The 15937-nt window shown below is 75.7% G+C and carries 11 protein-coding genes and 1 pseudogene; 1 reads left to right on the top strand and 11 read right to left on the bottom strand.

Translation table 11 applies throughout. The annotated features are described in order from the left end of the window. Positions 1 to 6: 6 nt before the first annotated feature. The 7 genes and pseudogenes from KSP35_RS16510 to KSP35_RS16485 all read right to left on the bottom strand — a co-directional run bounded on the left by KSP35_RS16510 (position 7) and on the right by KSP35_RS16485 (position 9010). A complete protein-coding gene (locus tag KSP35_RS16510) occupies positions 7 to 3747 on the bottom strand; it encodes a DivIVA domain-containing protein (RefSeq protein WP_254127238.1) in 3741 nt (1246 codons plus the stop codon). A gap of 17 nt (positions 3748 to 3764) precedes the next feature. Next, on the bottom strand, positions 3765 to 4580 hold the full coding sequence (locus KSP35_RS24635) for a septum formation family protein (RefSeq protein ID WP_254126810.1): 816 nt from the start codon (positions 4578 to 4580) through the stop codon (positions 3765 to 3767). After that, a pseudogene (wecB, locus tag KSP35_RS24630) lies at positions 4577 to 5669 on the bottom strand (non-hydrolyzing UDP-N-acetylglucosamine 2-epimerase). The gene KSP35_RS24635 and the pseudogene wecB overlap by 4 nt, the downstream one beginning before the upstream one ends. A gap of 71 nt (positions 5670 to 5740) precedes the next feature. Further along, positions 5741 to 7096, bottom strand: coding sequence for a glycosyltransferase family 2 protein (locus KSP35_RS16500; RefSeq protein WP_216996907.1), 1356 nt, complete (start codon positions 7094 to 7096; stop codon positions 5741 to 5743). Between the two features lie 55 nt (positions 7097 to 7151). Continuing rightward, the gene (locus tag KSP35_RS16495) at positions 7152 to 7343 is read right to left on the bottom strand and encodes an LPXTG cell wall anchor domain-containing protein (protein WP_216996906.1); all 192 of its coding nucleotides are present in this window, start codon (positions 7341 to 7343) and stop codon (positions 7152 to 7154) included. 120 nt (positions 7344 to 7463) lie between these two features. Next, positions 7464 to 8453 (bottom strand): hypothetical protein, encoded by a 990-nt coding sequence (locus KSP35_RS16490; RefSeq protein WP_216996905.1) that lies wholly within the window; start codon positions 8451 to 8453, stop codon positions 7464 to 7466. Positions 8454 to 8476: 23 nt separating this feature from the next. Then, positions 8477 to 9010, bottom strand: a complete 534-nt coding sequence (locus tag KSP35_RS16485; protein WP_216996904.1) for an exosortase/archaeosortase family protein — start codon at positions 9008 to 9010, stop codon at positions 8477 to 8479. A 220-nt stretch (positions 9011 to 9230) separates the two neighbouring features. Here KSP35_RS16485 and KSP35_RS16480 point away from each other — a divergent pair, with 220 nt between their 5' ends. Continuing rightward, a complete protein-coding gene (locus KSP35_RS16480) occupies positions 9231 to 11651 on the top strand; it encodes a LuxR C-terminal-related transcriptional regulator (RefSeq protein WP_216996903.1) in 2421 nt (806 codons plus the stop codon). 19 nt (positions 11652 to 11670) lie between these two features. Here the strand turns inward: KSP35_RS16480 and KSP35_RS16475 are convergent, their stop codons facing one another. The 4 genes from KSP35_RS16475 to KSP35_RS16460 form a co-directional block, all read right to left on the bottom strand. After that, positions 11671 to 12366 carry an EAL domain-containing protein gene (locus KSP35_RS16475; RefSeq protein WP_216996902.1) on the bottom strand — a complete coding sequence of 232 codons (696 nt, stop codon included), beginning with the start codon at positions 12364 to 12366 and terminating at the stop codon, positions 11671 to 11673. 103 nt (positions 12367 to 12469) lie between these two features. Next, on the bottom strand, positions 12470 to 13516 hold the full coding sequence (gene purM, locus KSP35_RS16470) for a phosphoribosylformylglycinamidine cyclo-ligase (protein ID WP_216996901.1): 1047 nt from the start codon (positions 13514 to 13516) through the stop codon (positions 12470 to 12472). 39 nt (positions 13517 to 13555) lie between these two features. After that, a complete protein-coding gene (purF, locus tag KSP35_RS16465; protein ID WP_217002260.1) occupies positions 13556 to 15154 on the bottom strand; it encodes an amidophosphoribosyltransferase in 1599 nt (532 codons plus the stop codon). A 59-nt stretch (positions 15155 to 15213) separates the two neighbouring features. Next, the gene (locus tag KSP35_RS16460; RefSeq protein ID WP_216996900.1) at positions 15214 to 15915 is read right to left on the bottom strand and encodes a CPBP family intramembrane glutamic endopeptidase; all 702 of its coding nucleotides are present in this window, start codon (positions 15913 to 15915) and stop codon (positions 15214 to 15216) included. Between the last annotated feature and the right edge of the window lie 22 nt (positions 15916 to 15937).

Raw genomic sequence — 15937 nt, 5'->3', positions numbered from 1 at the left:
AACTCCTCAGGCGGGCCACGCCGTCGAGCGCGACGGACGGTCGTCGTCCCGCTGGTCGGGCTCCACGACGGCATCGACGTCGGGGTCCCGGTCGTCGTCGGCCTCCTCGTCCTGGTCGGCGAGCCGCAGGAGGAACGCCTCCGGCTGGGCCACCGCGGGCTCGGGGGTCGACGCGGTCACCTCGAGGGAGGTGGCCACCAGCTCGTGGACGCGGGACAGGCGGGCGGTGATCTCGACCTCGTCGCCGCGCAGCCGCGCCATCTCCTGGCGGGCCGCCGACAGCTGCTCCGACACGTGGGCCTTGACCGCGTCCTCGGCGCGCCGCAGGGCGAAGGCGGCGCGGGCCACGCCCTCGGCCTCCACCCGCTCGGACTCGGCCTTGGCGGCGGCCAGCGACTCCAGCGCCTGCTCGCGCTCGGACTCGGCGCTGGCCAGGCGGGCGTCGGCGAACTCCTCGGCCCGGGCCCGGACCTCGGCGGCGTTGCGCTCGGCCTCGGCGCGGATGCGGGTCACCTCGGCCTGGAGGCTGTTGCGGATGTCGACGGCCACGGCCTCGGCGTTCTCGGTCAGCTGGCTGGCCTCGGCCTCGGCAGCCTCGAGGATGCGGGTGACCATGCCGCCCGCCTCCTGCCACCGGCCCCGGTAGACGTCCTCGGCCTCGGCCTTGGCATCGGCGACGATCGCCTCCGCCTGCTGCTCGGCATCGGCGAGCAGGGCGGCGGCACGCGAGTCGGCATCGGCCACCAGGGCGGCGGCCTCCTGCTCGCCGCCACCGCGCAGGCGGGCCCGCTCGTGCTCCCCGTCGGCGATCGAGGCCTCGGCTGCGGCCGCCTTGGCCTCGAGCTCGGCGAGCCGGGCCTGGGCCGCCCCCACCTCCCGGTCGGCCTGGGCGAGCCGCTCGGCGGCGGCGGCCTCGGCCGCCGCCTCGACGGCTGCGGCACGCTCGGCGGCGGCTTCCAGCTGCGGGTCCCCCACGTCGTCGGCCAGCTCGGTGAGGAAGGCCCGCACGGCGACGGGGTCGTAGCCACGCCGCACCATGGGGAACTGCTGGCTGGAGATCTCTTCGGCGGATCGGGTGGTCATGGTCGTGCTCCTGGGTCGCGGGGATGGTGGGGGTCGGTGGGCGCAGGGCGGCGGGCCCGCAGGGCGGCGAGGAAGGCGTCGTCGTCGGCGTTGAGCCAGTCGACGTCGGGGGCCGGAAGGGCTTCGGGCGCCGGCTCGGGCTCGGGAGCCGGCCGGGACGGCACGCGCGGCGCCGACGTGGGCTCCGGTCGGGCGCGGGGCGCCGGCGTCCGCGCCGGGGCGGGGGCCGGCGGTGGGTCCAACCGTCGCCGAGGCCGCGGGCGCGGCGCGGCGGCGGGGGCGGCCACCGGTTCGGCCTCTTCGCGCCGCGTCGGGGTCGGCACCGGGTCCGGGACCGGCTCGGGGTCCGGGTCCGGGTCGACCGCGGGGGTCGGTGCCGGATCGGCGGGGGGGCGTCGAGACCGGCGCCGCCTCGGGCTCGGGTTCGCGTCCCTGCTCCGGCACCGGCGCGGGGTCGGGATCCGTCCGGGGCGCAGGGTCCGGGCTCGGCTCGCGCTCGAGGTCCGGGGTCCCCGCGGGGGTCGGCGTCGGCGTCGGCGTCGCCGCGGACACGGGCACGGGCGCGCGGACCGTGGCGGCCTCGGTGACGGGCTCCGGGTCGGGGGTCGAGCCCGGGACGGCCATCGGCTCGGGCTCGTGGGTGGAGACCGGGCTCGGCTCGGGCGCGACGACGGGCGCAGGCGGTGTCGGCTCGGGTCGAGGCGCGGGGTCCGGCTCTGGCTCGGGCTCGAGGGTGGGCGCCGGGATCGGCTCGGGCAGGGGGTCCGGGGCGGGCGGAACGACGGTGGCCGACGGGGTCGGGACCGGACCTGCGGAGGCCGAGGTGGCGCGCTGGCGAGCGCGGCGACGGCGGCGGAGGATGCCGACGCGCGAGCTGGGCACCCGGTGATCGCTGTCGGGATCGCCGTCGAGGAACTGGCGGAGCAGGGCGTCGAAGTCGACCGGCCGGTCGTCGTCGGGCCCGGTGGGGCCGTCGCCCTGCCCGTCGACGCGCGTGCCGCCGTCGCCGGCCTCGGCGCCGGCGGGCGGGGCGGCGACGAGGCTCGGGGCCCGGTCGTCACGCTCGACGGCGGAGGGGGGCCAGGCCAGCGTCGACGCCCCGACGCTGGCGGGCACCAGCACCGGGGGGCGGACCGCCTCGACCGGCTCGTCGACGACGACCTCGTCCGGCGCAGGGACCGGCAGGCCCCGCTTGGCGGCCACGTCGGGCGGCACGGCCGGGGCCGGACGCGCCTTGCGGGCGCCGAGGGCGGCGGCCACCGTCAACGGCAGGGCCCAGGCGATGAGCACGTCGGCGATGAGCAGGTGGCGGCCGAGCTCCACCAGGCCGTCGCCGAACACGGCTGCGCCGAAGGCGAGGACCGCAGCGATCGCCACGCCCGCCGAGACCAGGGCGGGGCCCTCGACCGCCGGGTCGTCGGTGCGTCGCACGAGCAGGATCGAGGCGCCGAGCGACGTGAGGACCACCAGCACCAGCACCGCGGGCACGGCGTCGGCGACCTCGAAGAACGCCGAGGAGAGCCACAGCCGGTTCTCCCGCGCGTAGGGCGCCTCGTGGGCGGTGTCGGCGTAGGAGCCGAGGTAGCTCGTGCTGTCCGGTGAGGCTGCGGCGTCGAGGCCCCGCCGCAGCAACAGGCCCAGGCGACCGGGGTGCAGCGCGTAGAAGCGAGCGACATCGGCCTCGGACACCCCCGCCACCTGCTCGTAGGCGAGCGAGCCCGTGACCTCGGGGTCCTGGGTGATGTTGGTGCCGGCCGCACGCGCCAGCTTCGGGTCGAGGCCGAACCAGCGCAGGTCGGCCTCGGGCTGGTCGTCGAGGGTGAGCAGGGTCGCGAAGATCTGGTTGTGGCGGTTGAGGGCGGTGAACCGTGCCGGCTGGGCCTGCACGTACCAGCCGGTCACCGCAAGGAGGCCGACGGCCAGCAGCAGCCCGAGAGACCGGGCCCGGAGCCCGGCGAGGCGCCCCCGCCCGCCGGCCGGGCGGGCCCGGCTGGGGCGCCACACCAGCGCGGCGACCACGAGGGGGGCGACCGCCACCATCTGGGTCTTGGCCAGGACGGTGAACGCCCCGGCGCCGGCCAGGGCCAGGAGCGCGGTGGCCGACGCCTCGCGGCGGCGCAGGACGGCCAGTGCCGCCAGCACCACGGCGAACAGGCCGAGCAGCGCCGCCGGCTCGCTGTAGCCCGACGCGAACACGCCGGCGACCTGCTGGTCGAGCAGGACGGCCACGAGGAGGGCGACGATGCCGGCGCGGACGCCTGGGCGGCCCGGCAGCACGAGGCAGGCCACGCCCGACAGCACCCCGAGCACCACCGACGAGAGGACGGCAAGGGCTCGCAGGTCCAGCGCGCCGTCGAAGCCCAGCAGCGGGGTGAGCAGCTCGGCGCCCCGGAGGAGGGTGACCTCGGTGGTCCGGTAGGTCTCACCGGTGCCGTCGGCGCCACACGTCTCGCCGTACCAGCGGTGGTCCTCCCAGCGGAAGGGCACGAAGGCCGACGCGCTGCGGTCCGGCGTCGTGCGCTCGGTCCAGGTGGACGACATGGCGACGTCGAGCTGGCACGTGGCCCGGTGGGCGTCGCCCTGGTCGCCCAGGCCGATGGCGGTCGGCACGAGCAGCCGGAGCAGGGCGACGATGGTGACGACGACGCCCACGACCAGCGCCATCCGCACCGAGTGGCCCCTCACGACCCGCCGCCCTTCGCCTGCACGGCCCGCGTGCCGCGCTGCGGACCGGCGGCCGGCGGCAGCCGGAGCACGCAGTAGGCGTGGCCCGGCACCAGGTCGGTGACCGCCGCGGCGGTGCCGGCCGGCAGCTTGCCGCCCACGAAGGCCGAGACCGCGATGGGGCAGCTGTCCTCGAACTCGGCGCGCGGCGCGCCGCCACCGACCGGTGGCCCCTCGCCGGCGACGACCTCGCTGTCGTGGGGGAGGTCACACGGGACGATCGAGCCCTCGAGCAGGCACGGGCGCACCGCCGCGCTCGTCGGCGTCTCCATGATCTTCCGCAGCGACCCCCGGCGGGTGGGCCGGCCGTCGCTGTCGCGACGGGACCCGACCACGTCGCAGCGGAAGCGGCGCTCGCCCTTCGCCCACGCCGCCGCCGAGGGGAACCGCACCTCGGTGGTGACGAACCAGTGGGGGTCGAGCGGATCGCTGCCGAGGTACCGGACGACGTCGGCGTACCCGCAGCTCAGGCCCGGCGCCAGCAGCTGCAGCCGCTCCAGGCTGGGGCGCTCGGCCGAGTCGGCGAGCCGAGCCGGCAGCCGCTTCAGGGCCATGGTCTCGGCGAGGTGGGTCGCGGCGCACGGCACCGGTGGCCGGGCGTCGCTCACCGCGTACTGCTCCTCGATCTCGAGCAGGTCGTGACAGGTCCCCGCCCGCTGGCCGGCCATCCCCACGCCGTCGGCCGCCCGGCCGCCGACCAGCGACGGCACGATGGCGACCACGGTCGCCAGGACGGCGACGACGGGACCGAGCAGCCGAGCCCGGCCGCTCATCGGGCACCCTCGCGGCCAGCCGGCTGCCACGAGGTCGGCAGCGGATCGCCGGCCACCAGCGCGCCGATGGCCGCGACGGCTCGCTCGGCGGCGTGGCCGTCGCCGAACGGGTTCGCGACCTGCGCCATCTGCTCCCACGCGCCGCGATCGAGCAGCAGGCGACGGGCCTCGGCGAGGACCACGGCGGCGTCGGTGCCCACGAGCCGGGCGCAGCCGGCATCGACGGCCTCCTGCCGCTCGGTGACCTCGCGCAAGACCAGGACGGGCACGCCCAACGAGGGCGCCTCCTCCTGGATGCCGCCGGAGTCGGTGAGCACCAGCGCCGACGACGCCAACACCCCGATGAGCTGGCGGTACGGCAGCGGTTCGACCAGCCGGATCCGGTCGCGGCCGCCCAGCAGCCCGTGGACCACCTCGCGCGCGGGGGTTGGGGTGGACGGGGACCAGGACCTCGATGTCGGGCAGCTCGTCGGCCAGCGCGGCGATGGCCGACAGCACGGCGGCCAACGGCTCGCCCCAGCTCTCGCGCCGGTGCACGGTGACCAGCACCCGGCGGAGGCCGGTGGCGGGGACCAACTCGGGCGGGAGCGGCGCGCGGCCGATGCGGCGGGTGGCGTCGACGACGGTGTTGCCCGTGCAGCAGATCCGCTCCGGCGCGGTCCCCTCGGCGAGGAGGTTGGCCGTGGCGCGCGGTGTGGGCGTGAGGTGCAGGGCGCTGATGGTCCCGAGCTGGCGGCGGTAGGCCTCCTCGGGGAACGGGTGGGCGAGGTCGCCGCTGCGCAGCCCGGCCTCCAGGTGCACCAGCGGGACCCGGGACCACAGGGCCGCCAGGCCGCCGGCGAGGGCGCTCGCGGTGTCGCCCTGGACCACCACGGCCGCCGCAGGGCGACGACCGATGGCGGCTTCGAGGCGCGGGAGCAGGGCGGCGAGGAGCCGACCCTGCGAGGACCGGTCGGCGGGATCGAGGGCGAGGCGCTCGTCGGCGAACAGGCCGAGGTCGGCCAGGGCCTGGTCGGCCAGGTCCGGGTGCTGGCCGGTGCCGATGAGGTGGGCGCGCCAGGGCGAGCCCGGCTCGCGCAGCGCGTGCACCAGCGGCGCGACCTTGATGGCCTCCGGCCGGGTGCCGGCCACCACCACGACCTCGTCGTTCGGCGGCGCGCTCACGGCGCCACCGCCGGGGCCTCGGCGGACGGGCCCGAGACCCGCTCGCTCTTCTTCCAGTCGTCCCGATCGGCGAGCACCCGGGCGAAGGCCCACCAGGTGGCCACGTAGTGCAGGTTCGAGTAGATCCAGGAGGCGAAGCCCAGCACCACGGCGCGCCGGCGGGTGGTGGCCGGCTCGGTCCGGCGCCGGTACAGCGGGCCCCAGATGAAGAACGGGCCGATGCCGCCGAGGAACAGGAGCGGCAGCACGCCCCACTGGCCGGAGTCGATCCAGGCCCCCGGCGAGAGGCCGACGGTGGCGAGGTACCAGACGAGGATGAGGTACGCGAAGACGTAGATGACCGTGCCCACCAGCTGGATCCACGGCATCAGCAGGAAGTAGCAGATCTCGAACGCGGCGAGGTTGCCCACGCGGGTGCTCGCCATCACGGGCCGCAGGTACTGCGCGCACTGCATGGACCCCTGGGCCCACCGGCTGCGCTGGCGGACCAGCAGCCGCAACGAGCTCAGGCCCTCTTGGGAGACGGCGCTGTGGTGGCAGTAGGCGGTGCGCATCCCCGAGAGCAGGACGTGGAGGCCCAGCTCGAAGTCCTCCAGGAGCGCCCCGTGCCACGGGGTCCCGGCCCACGAGGCGATGTCGTCGAGGATCGACAGCCGGGTGAACTGGCCGTTGCCGCCCATGGAGACGCTGGCCGAACGGCGGCGCAGCAGCTGCATCCCGGCGATGGGACCGATGAACTCGACGTCCTGGAGGTCGACGAGGAGCTGGCGGGCCCACCCGGTGGTCCGGACGTGGTGCCCGGTGGAGCGGTTGGCGATGCGCACCGCCAGCTGCACCGCGCCGACGGTGGGGTCGGCGAAGTAGTCCGGGCCCGAGAGGGCCCGGAGCGCGCCGACGTCGAGCTCGCCGTCGGCGTCGACCACGCCGACCAGGACCGATGCCCGATCGGTGGTGGCCGGCACCCAGGCGCGGATGGCCGCCCATCCGGCGTTCAGGGCTTCGCCCTTGCCCTGGCGGGCCTCCGGCAGCGTGCGGGCCACGACGTGCACCCGTGGCGACCGGCCTTCGAGGCTCCGCAGGATGGCGAGGGTGTCGTCGGTGGACGCGTCGTCGATGCACCACACGTGCACCTGCGGCAGGTCGGCCAGCATCCGCTCGACGGAGCGGCGGACGACGCGGGCTTCGTCGAGGCAGGGCACGAGCACGTGCCAGGCGAACGACGTGGGGTCACCTGCCGCGTGCGGGCCCTCCCGGAGGTACGCCACCACGATCATGGTGACGTAGCTCAGGAAGACCACGCACAGCAGGAAGGCGAGGGTGTTGACCGCAGGGAGCAGCCCCAGGTCGCCCATCAGCCGGCGGCCGTGGCGACCCCACGGCGACCGTCGGCTGGGGGGCGACGGGGGGTCAACGGGCGGAGGCCTGGGCCTGCAGCCGGGCGCGCAGCAGCACGAAGCCGAGCGCGACCAGGGTCAGGCCGACGACCAACAGGACGAGCACGTTGGCGCCCGTGACGGGGAGGTGGGTGGCGTTGACGGCAGCGGTGGTGCTGGCGCCGGCGACGGCGACGCCGGCTCCGGGCCGGATCGATCGATACATCTGGGGGTCCTCTCGTGGTGCGTGCCGAGCACGCCGATCAGGGGATCGCAGGGCGACGGTGGTGGTCGCCACGCGGTCGGGTGGGGCGGCGAGCTGCCGCCCCACCCGTGCGGGAAGCGGTCAGCGGGTGGCGGCCGTGGCCCGGCGGCGGTAGCCGAGGGCGGCGAGGCCGAGCAGGCCCGCTGCGGTGCTGGCCGCGACCGGCACGCCCTGCTTGGGGACCAGCGGGATCTGGGGCGGGGCGGCGGCGATGCTCTTGTAGCAGACCGACTGGCCGACCCGGAACCCGGTCTCGACGCCCAGCGCACCGCCCACGGTGACGTCGAGCGCCTCCACCATGACGCCGTCGGCGTCAGCGGGCAGGGGCAGGTTGGAGTCGGTGATCAGGTTGCCGTCCTGGGCGCCACCGATGATGGTGGCCTTGTTCATCATCACCTGGGCGATGCCGAGGTCGATGCCGAAGTTGCGGTCCGGATCGATGGGGACCTCGAACAGCGTGACCTCCGGGATGAACGGCGGGATGGCCGGGGTGACCAGCCGCACGCTGGCCAGCGTGGAGTCGCCGGTCCAGTAGCCCTGGTTGTCGACGGTGCACGACGAGTAGGCCGCGCCGGCGCGGAGGCCGATGCCGCCCAGGTCCAGGCGGATGCCGTCCGACGGTGACGTGGTGGAGCTGCAGTCACCGGTGTTGCCGATCTCGATCAGCGAGTTCTCCGCGATCAAGCCGGAGCAGGCCGCCGACACCAGGAGGTTGTTCGGGTGCGCCGCCGGGTGGAACGTGGTGTCCCGGGGATAGGCGTAGGTGACCTGGCCCACCACGCCGACCGAGATGGCGTCGGGGAGGTCGGCCACGATGGCGTTGGCCGGGTTGGTGGCGAACGGGTGGATGGTGCCGTCGTTGTTGGCCTGGACCGTGGGGATGAGCTGGTCGGTGCCGAGGAGGCGGACGTTGACCCCGTTGGCCATGGCCTTGGAGATGCCCGGCGCCGGGGCGTCGGTGGGCAGCGGGGCCGCGGAGGCGGCCCCACCGGTGAGCGAGGTCACGGCCACCGCGGCGGCGACGGAGGCGACGAACCGTCGGGTCCGACGGCGTGGGGCGTTGCGGGGCATGGCGGGTTCTCCTTGGATGGGGATCAAGCTGGTTGGGGCGAGGGGGACGGCGATCCGTCGGCGCGCAGGCACAGCCAGACGAACGTGCCGAGGCCGGCGACGAGGCCGACCGTCGAGATGATCGAGCCCACCAGCACGTGGGCGAGGCCGAAGCCGCGGTCCTGGCCGACGTGGTCGATCAGGAGGGCGGTGGCGACGAAGCGAGCCTGCGACACCAGGAGGAGCACGGGCCCCACCACCAGAGCGGCGCGCACGACGGCGCGCACGGCCAGCCGGCGGTTGCGCACCAGCAGGGCGGCGGCGCCGAGCATCGGGGCCAGGAACAAGGCGACGCTGCAGCCCGGGGCGATGGTGAAGCCGCCCTCCACGCGGCCGCCCGCCGGGATGGCCGGATCGTCGGGGTGGGCGTCGACGACGACCCGCACGACCGAGCCGTTGGCGCTCGCCGTGGTGCCCAGCCAGCGGCTCAGGCGGGCGGCGGTGGCAGCCTCGACGCCCTGGAGCCCGCTCCAGGCCAGGAGCGCGACCGCCGCGGCGAGGAAGGCGAAGGCGGCCACGCCGCGCAGGGGAGCGACCGCCCCGAGGGCGGCGCTCCGGGGCGCAGTGGGGCCGGCAAGGGCCGGCGAGCCTGACGATCGCACCCCAGGAGGAGCCGATCACCCGGCGACTCTGACACGGACGAATGCGACGTTCGTCACTTCTCGCCCACAACGGATCGCCCACCGTCACGTGGCGAGCCGCGATCGTTCCTCTCTCCCTGTGTACGGGACCGGGCGAGTGCTGCAGGGCGGGCGGGACGAGGACCCCGTCCGGTCGCGCCTGCTCGTCCTCGTCGCCCGGCCGGGCAGCGGGCGCACCACCTGGTTCCAGCGCCGGCACCAGGCGGCCCCCGCCCGGTGGGAGGCGTGGGACCGCGGCGGGGCCCGGCTCGTGGTCGCCGGCCCGGCGCCCGCCCTCGGCGGCCTGCCGGCGCTCCCCGCCGTCGAGGCCGCCTGGGCCGCCATCGAGGCGCGGGGCCCCGGTTCCCTCTTCGAGCGGCTGCGCGACGAGCCCGAGGCGTTCGTCGGGTTCGACGACCTCCACCTGCTCGACGACGTGAAGCTCGACCGCGTCGCCGACGAGCTCAGCGCCTACGCGGACGCCGGCGTGCAGACCGCCACCACCGCGCGCCGCTACGTCGACTGGCCGGTGGCGCGGCTGGTCATCGACGGTCGCGTCGGCGTGCTGGGCGACGCCGACCTCGCGCTCGACGCCGCCGCCCTGGCGGGCGCCGCCGGCGAGGACGTCGCCGACCCACCGGGGTGGGTGCGGGAGCTGGCGCAGCGCAGCGGCGGCTGGGCCACGGCGGCCAAGGCCGCCGCGGAGCTGGGCCGCCGCCAGGCAGCTCCCACCCCCGAGGAGGTCGACGCCATCGTGGACGCCCTGGCGGAGGTGCTGACCACCGCCGTCGTCGACGCGTGCTCGGCCGAGGAGGTGGAGGTGCTGCTCGTGGCTGCGGCCGTCGACGGGCTCTCCCCTCGGCTGGCCGACGCGCTCCTCGGTCCGGGTGCCGGCGCTCGGCTGGTGGCCCTGGCGCGCACCGAACCGATCCTCGAGCCCGACCCCACCGATCGCGACGCCCTCGTGCTGCCGACGCTCCTCGCCACGGGGCTCCGACGGCGGCTCGAGGTGGTCTCCGACCCCCGGCCCCAGGAGCTGGCGCGAGCTGCCGCAGCGTGGCACCAGGAGGCCGACCACCCCCGCCGGGCCATCCAGCTGCTGGTCGATCGCGGCCTCTGGGCCGGCGCGGTGGAGCTCCTGGTGGCCTCGTCGCTCCGCGCCGCCGAGCAGGGCGACGACCACGACCTCTGGTCGTTGTTCGAGGTGGTGCCGCGCCCGATCTGGGACGGCGACCCGGAGCCGGCGCTCCACTACGCAGCCCTCGCCCTCGGCGCGGGCCAGCACGAGGCCGCCACCGACGTGCTCGCCAGCGCCACGCTCGACCGTCCCCGCCTGACGCCCGCCCAACAGGTCCGCCACGACACCACCTTCGCCTCCTCCGTCCTGCACGGGACCCGGGCCGACGTCGCCCTCGCCCGCGCCGAGCGGGCCCTCGCCACGGTCGCCGACGCCGGCCCGGGCGAGCCCCCAGGTCACGCCCGACCGCTGGCGGCGGTGGCCGCCGCCCGGGCCGAGGTCCTGCTGTACCGCTGGGACCACGCCGTGGCCCGACTGGACGCGATCGCCGACGATCCCGCCGTCGCGTTCCTCCCCCGCCTCCACGGCCAGGCCACCGCGGCGTGGGCCCACGCGCTGCGAGGCGAGGCCCGGGCCGCCCTGCGCCACGCTGCCGACGCCACCGCCGCAGCGGCCCACCGCGGCCTGCCCGACCACCACGTGCTGGGCGAGGCCCACCTGGCCCGCGCCCAGGTCGGCCTCCTCCAGGGCGACGAAGCCCTCCTCCAGGACGCGCTGGCCCGAGCCGACGAGGTGGCCGTCCGCCAGCGCTCGGTGGTCCGGCGCACCGCGGCGCTCACCATCCGGGCCCAGGCCGCCCTGCGCGCCGGCGATCCCGACCTGGCGCTCCAGCTCCTCGACGAGGTGCGGGCGCCGCACCGGGACGCCTGGCACCAGCGCGCCGGCGCACTCCGCGCCCGGGCCCTCGGACGCCTCGGCGAGCGAGGGCGGGCCTTGGCGGCGCTCGCCGACCTCGCCATCGGGCCGGACACCGTCGTCGCCCTCGCCGAGCTGGACCCGACCCGCGCCGAGGAGGTCGAGGCCTGGCGGGCCCCCAGCTGGCCGATCACCCGGTTGCACCGGTTGGTCGCCCGGGCCACGATCGCCGCTCACGTCGGGAGCGACTCGCTCGCCGACGAGCTCGTGGCCGCCCTGGCCGTGGCCGCGCCCGAGGCGCTGGCCGGGCCGTTCCTCGAGCTCCCTGCCGCCGCCCGGGTCGCCCTGAACGCCCTCCCCGGCCCGTGGCACCCGCTGCTCGAGCACCCGGCCGGCCCGGGCCAACCCGATCCCGCCCGCCTCACGGCCCGCGAGGCCGAGGTCCTCGGGGCCATCGCCGGGCCTGCTTCGCTCGCGGCGATCGCCGGCGACCTCTACCTGTCCCCCAACACGCTCAAGACCCACCTGCGCAACCTCTACCGGAAGCTCGGCGTGCGGTCGCGGGCCGAGGCGGTGGTGGTGGCTCAACGCCTGGGCGTCCTCTGACCGTGGCGGCGCCGCGGCCTCAGACGGCTCGACCGGGTGCGAGGCGGCGGGCGAGGGCGGCGATCGGCTGCGCTTCGCCGAACCACCGGCCACGCGCCAGCTGGCACGAGGTCATCGCCAGGAGGAGCGCGCCCTCGCCGGTCTCGACCTCGGTGGCCATGGTGGTCAGGCCGAGCCGCCGAGCGACCGCGAGCTGCGCCGCCAGCGTCCGCTGACCCACGGGGTCGGCGCCGCCGACCCAGGTCGTGTCGAGGACGACGACCTCGACCGGTGCCGAGCGGAGGTGCACCAGGGTGGTCCGGTGCGGCCCGAGACCGCTGAGCCCCACCCGGATGCCGAGGCCCGAGAGCCCTCGGACCGCGTCGGCGGCGGCGCGGTCGGCGAAGCACGACGGGTCGACCTCGACGAGGAGGCGGTCGAGGGCCAGGCCGGCCGCCACGGCCGCCGCCCCCACCGATCCGGCGACCTCCCGGCCGCGGTGCCCGTCCAGCGAGAGCGGCACGGCCAACCACCAGGCGGGCGGGGCCGACCGGGCGAACTCCGCCGCGGCCCGGCCCAGGAGCGCGAGGTCGTGGCGGGCACCGCTCGGCGCCACGACGGTGGCCCCCACGACCGCGAAGGTCGCGAGGTCGACGACCGGCTCGTAGCGCAGGGCCGCCTGCGGAGCCGTTGCGGCCACCCGGCCGGCACGGCGCCGGTCGATGAGCTCTGCCACGTGACCTGCTCCCTCGCTGTGCCGAGAGGCGGGAGGGCACACCACCGAGGTGCGCCAGCGGCACGACAACGAGGAGCGCCCGGCGGCGCGTGCGTGACGAGCCTCAGCGCGGATCGTGCGCGGTGAACCGGACCTCGCCGGTGCCCTTCTCCACGGCGCCGATCTCGACGGCGCGCTGGCCGTGGGACCGGAGGACGTCGATGGCCCGGTGGGCCTCGTCCGCCGGGACCACCACCACCATGCCGATGCCCAGGTTGAACACCTTGCGCATCTCGTCGACCGAGATGGAGCCGGCGTGGCGGATCTCGGCGAACACGCGGGGCTCCTCCCAGGTCCGCGGGTCGACCACCGCGTCGACGCCCTTGGGGAGCACCCGGGTGAGGTTGCCGGCCAGGCCGCCGCCGGTGATGTGGGCCACGGACCGCACATCGACCTGCTTGAGGAGCGCCTGGATGGCCGGCGCGTAGATGACCGAGGGCACGAGGAGCTCCTCGGCCAGGGTGTGCTTCGCGCCGTCGAACGCGGGGCCGTCGAGCGAGCGGCCGGCCGTCTCGAGGAGCGCGTGGCGGGCCAGGGAGTAGCCGTTCGAGCGGATGCCGGGCGACGGGAGGCCGATGAGGGCGTCGCCCGCCTTCACGTGCTCGCCGGTGATGAGCTGGTCCCGCTCGGCCACGCCGACCGCGAAGCCCACCAGGTCGAACTCGCCGGGCTCCATGGCGCCGGGGTGCTCGGCCATCTCGCCGCCGATCAGGGCGCAGCCGGCCTGGCGGCAGCCCTCGGCCACGCCCTCGACCAGCTGCTCGATGTGGTCCGGGTCGAGCTTGCCGACCGCGATGTAGTCGAGGAAGAAGAGGGGCTCGGCACCCTGGCACACCAGGTCGTCGACGCACATGGCCACCAGGTCGACGCCGATGGTGTCGAACCGCCCGGCCGCCTGGGCGATCAGCGCCTTGGTGCCGACGCCGTCGGTCGACGACACCAGCACCGGGTGGCGGTAGCGGTGCTGGGCGAAGCTGAACAGCCCGCCGAACCCCCCGATGTCGCCGATGACCTCCGGGCGGAACGTCGAGCGCACCTTGTCCTTGATGCGCTGCACGGCTTCTTCGCCGGCAGCGATGTCGACGCCCGCGGCTTCATAGGTCTCGCCCATCGGTGTGGTCCTTGCTCCGGTGGTGGGAAGTAGAGGGCTTCAGCTGCCCTGGTGGGCGTCGTCGGCGGGGAGCCGGGTGCTGGTGAACAGGTCGTCGCCGGGGGCGGGGACGGGCACGGCCTCGCCGGTGTGGCCCACCCGCTCGCTGACCTCGAGCACGCCCTTGGTCAGCGACACCGGCACGGCCACGGGGTAGTTCCCGGTGAAGCAGGCGTCGCAGAAGCCGGCGCCGCTGGTGCCGGTGGAGGAGATCAGGCGGTCGAGCGTGATGAAGGCGATGGAGTCGACGTTGAGGTAGTCGCGGATCTCGTCGACGGTGAGGTTGTGGGCCAGCAGCTCCGAGCGGCGGCCGGTGTCGATGCCGTAGAAGCAGGACCACTTGATGGGCGGCGAGGTGAGGCGGAGGTGGACCTCCTTCACCCCGCTCTCGCGCAGCATCTTGACCAGCTGCTTCTGGGTGGTGCCCCGGACGACGGAGTCGTCGACCACCACCACGCGCTTGCCGGCCAGGTTCTCCTTGAGCGGGTTGAGCTTCATGCGCACGCCCTGGGCCCGCAGCTCCTGGCTGGGGGCGATGAACGTGCGGCCGATGTAGCGGTTCTTCACCAGGCCCTGGCCGTAGGGGATGCCGCTCGCCCGGGCGTAGCCCTCGGCGGCGGGGAGGCCGGACTCGGGGACGCCCATGACCATGTCGGCCTCGACGGGCGCCTGCTCGGCGAGCAGCTCGCCCTGGCGCACGCGGGCGTGGTGCACGCTCCGGCCGTACAGGCGGGTGTCCGGGCGGGCGAAGTAGACGAACTCGAAGACGCAGAGCTTGGGGTCGAGCCGCTCGGGCGGGAACGGCATGACCGAGCGCACCCCGGTCTCGTCGATGATGACCATCTCGCCGGGGTCGACCTCGCGCACGAAGTGGGCGCCGACGACGTCGAGCGCCGGGCTCTCCGAGGCCAGCACCCAGCCGCCGTCGTCGAGCCGGCCGAGGCACAGCGGCCGGAACCCGTTGGGGTCCCGCACGCCGATCACCCGGTGCTCGTCCATGATCGTGAGCGAGAAGGCGCCCTGCAGGCGGGGCAGCACCTTGGCCACCGCAGCGTCGAGCGAGGCGCCCACCGCGGCGTCGGGGTCGACCTCGTCGTGCTGGTCGGCCCGCTCGAGCTCGTGGGCCACCAGCTCGGCCACCAGGTCCGAGTCGGACGCCACGGTGCCGGGCAGCATGCCGGCCTCCTCGGCCAGCTCGGCGGTGTTGACCAGGTTGCCGTTGTGGCCCAGGGCGAACTGGGTCTCGCCCACGCCGCGGTAGACGGGCTGGGCGTTGCGCCAGGTGCTGGAGCCGGTGGTGGAGTACCGGGTGTGGCCGATGGCCAGGTGGCCGGTGAGCGGGGCGAGGGTGCGCTCGTCGAAGACGTGCGACACCAGGCCCATGTCCTTCACCACGGTCACGTCGGTGCCGTCGGAGACGGCCATGCCGGCCGACTCCTGGCCCCGGTGCTGCAGGGCGTAGAGCCCGAGGTAGGTCAGGTGGGCCACGGGCTGGCCGGGGGCGTAGACGCCGAAGACGCCGCACGCTTCCTTCGGCGAGTCGTCGTCGGGGTCTCGGGCCAGGACGACGTCTTCAACCGGTTCGCGCACGGGCCCCATCATCGCACGCGGCCCGGTCCGTTCCACCAGTTCCCAGGTCAGCCCGCCGGCGGGTGGAGTCAGCGCCACGCCCACCAAGCGAACAGGTAGCCGAGGCCGTTGGTGGCCCAGTGGAGGGCCATGGGGGCGAGGAGGCTGTCGGACCAGCGGCGCAGGCACCAGAACCACACCCCGACCGCCGCCGTGGACAGCACCGAGGCGCCCACCGTGACCCACAGGGGCAGGCGCCCGAGGGTGTCGTCGGCCACCGGGTTCACGTGGTCGAGGTGCAGCGAGGGCAGCACGTGCCAGAGGCCGAAGAGCACGGCCGAGGCGGCCACGGCCACCCACCGCCGGGTGCGGGCCCCCACCACGGCGGGCACCACGGCGCGGAAGGCGACCTCTTCGAGCAGCACGGTGCCGAGGGGGACCCGCACGAAGGCGGCGAACAGGGTCTCGCCGAGGGTCCAGCCCTTCACCCGCTCGTCCTGGAACAGGTCGTGGGTTGCGGGCAGCAGCAGGCCCACCACGTAGATGGCCACCACGGTGCCGGCCAGCACGGCGCCCCACCGGAGGCCCCGGGGGACCTGGCGGCGAGCCAGCCCCAGGTCGGCAAAGCTCCGGCCGTCGAGGCGCACGGCGAACGCCAGCAGGACCGCGGAGGAGAGCACGGCCCACGGGACGTAGAGCCGTTCGGAGACCACCCGGTTGCTCACCACGTTGACCACCACGAGGCCGGCGACGAGCGCCACGACCGGCCACCAGCTCCGGGTTCGGGCCATCCGGCGACGGTAGTGTCCGCGG

Origin of the sequence: Aquihabitans sp. G128 (assembly GCF_019048865.1) — a bacterium.
Lineage (GTDB): Bacteria > Actinomycetota > Acidimicrobiia > Acidimicrobiales > Iamiaceae > Aquihabitans.
This window is presented reverse-complemented; position numbering and strand designations above follow the sequence as displayed.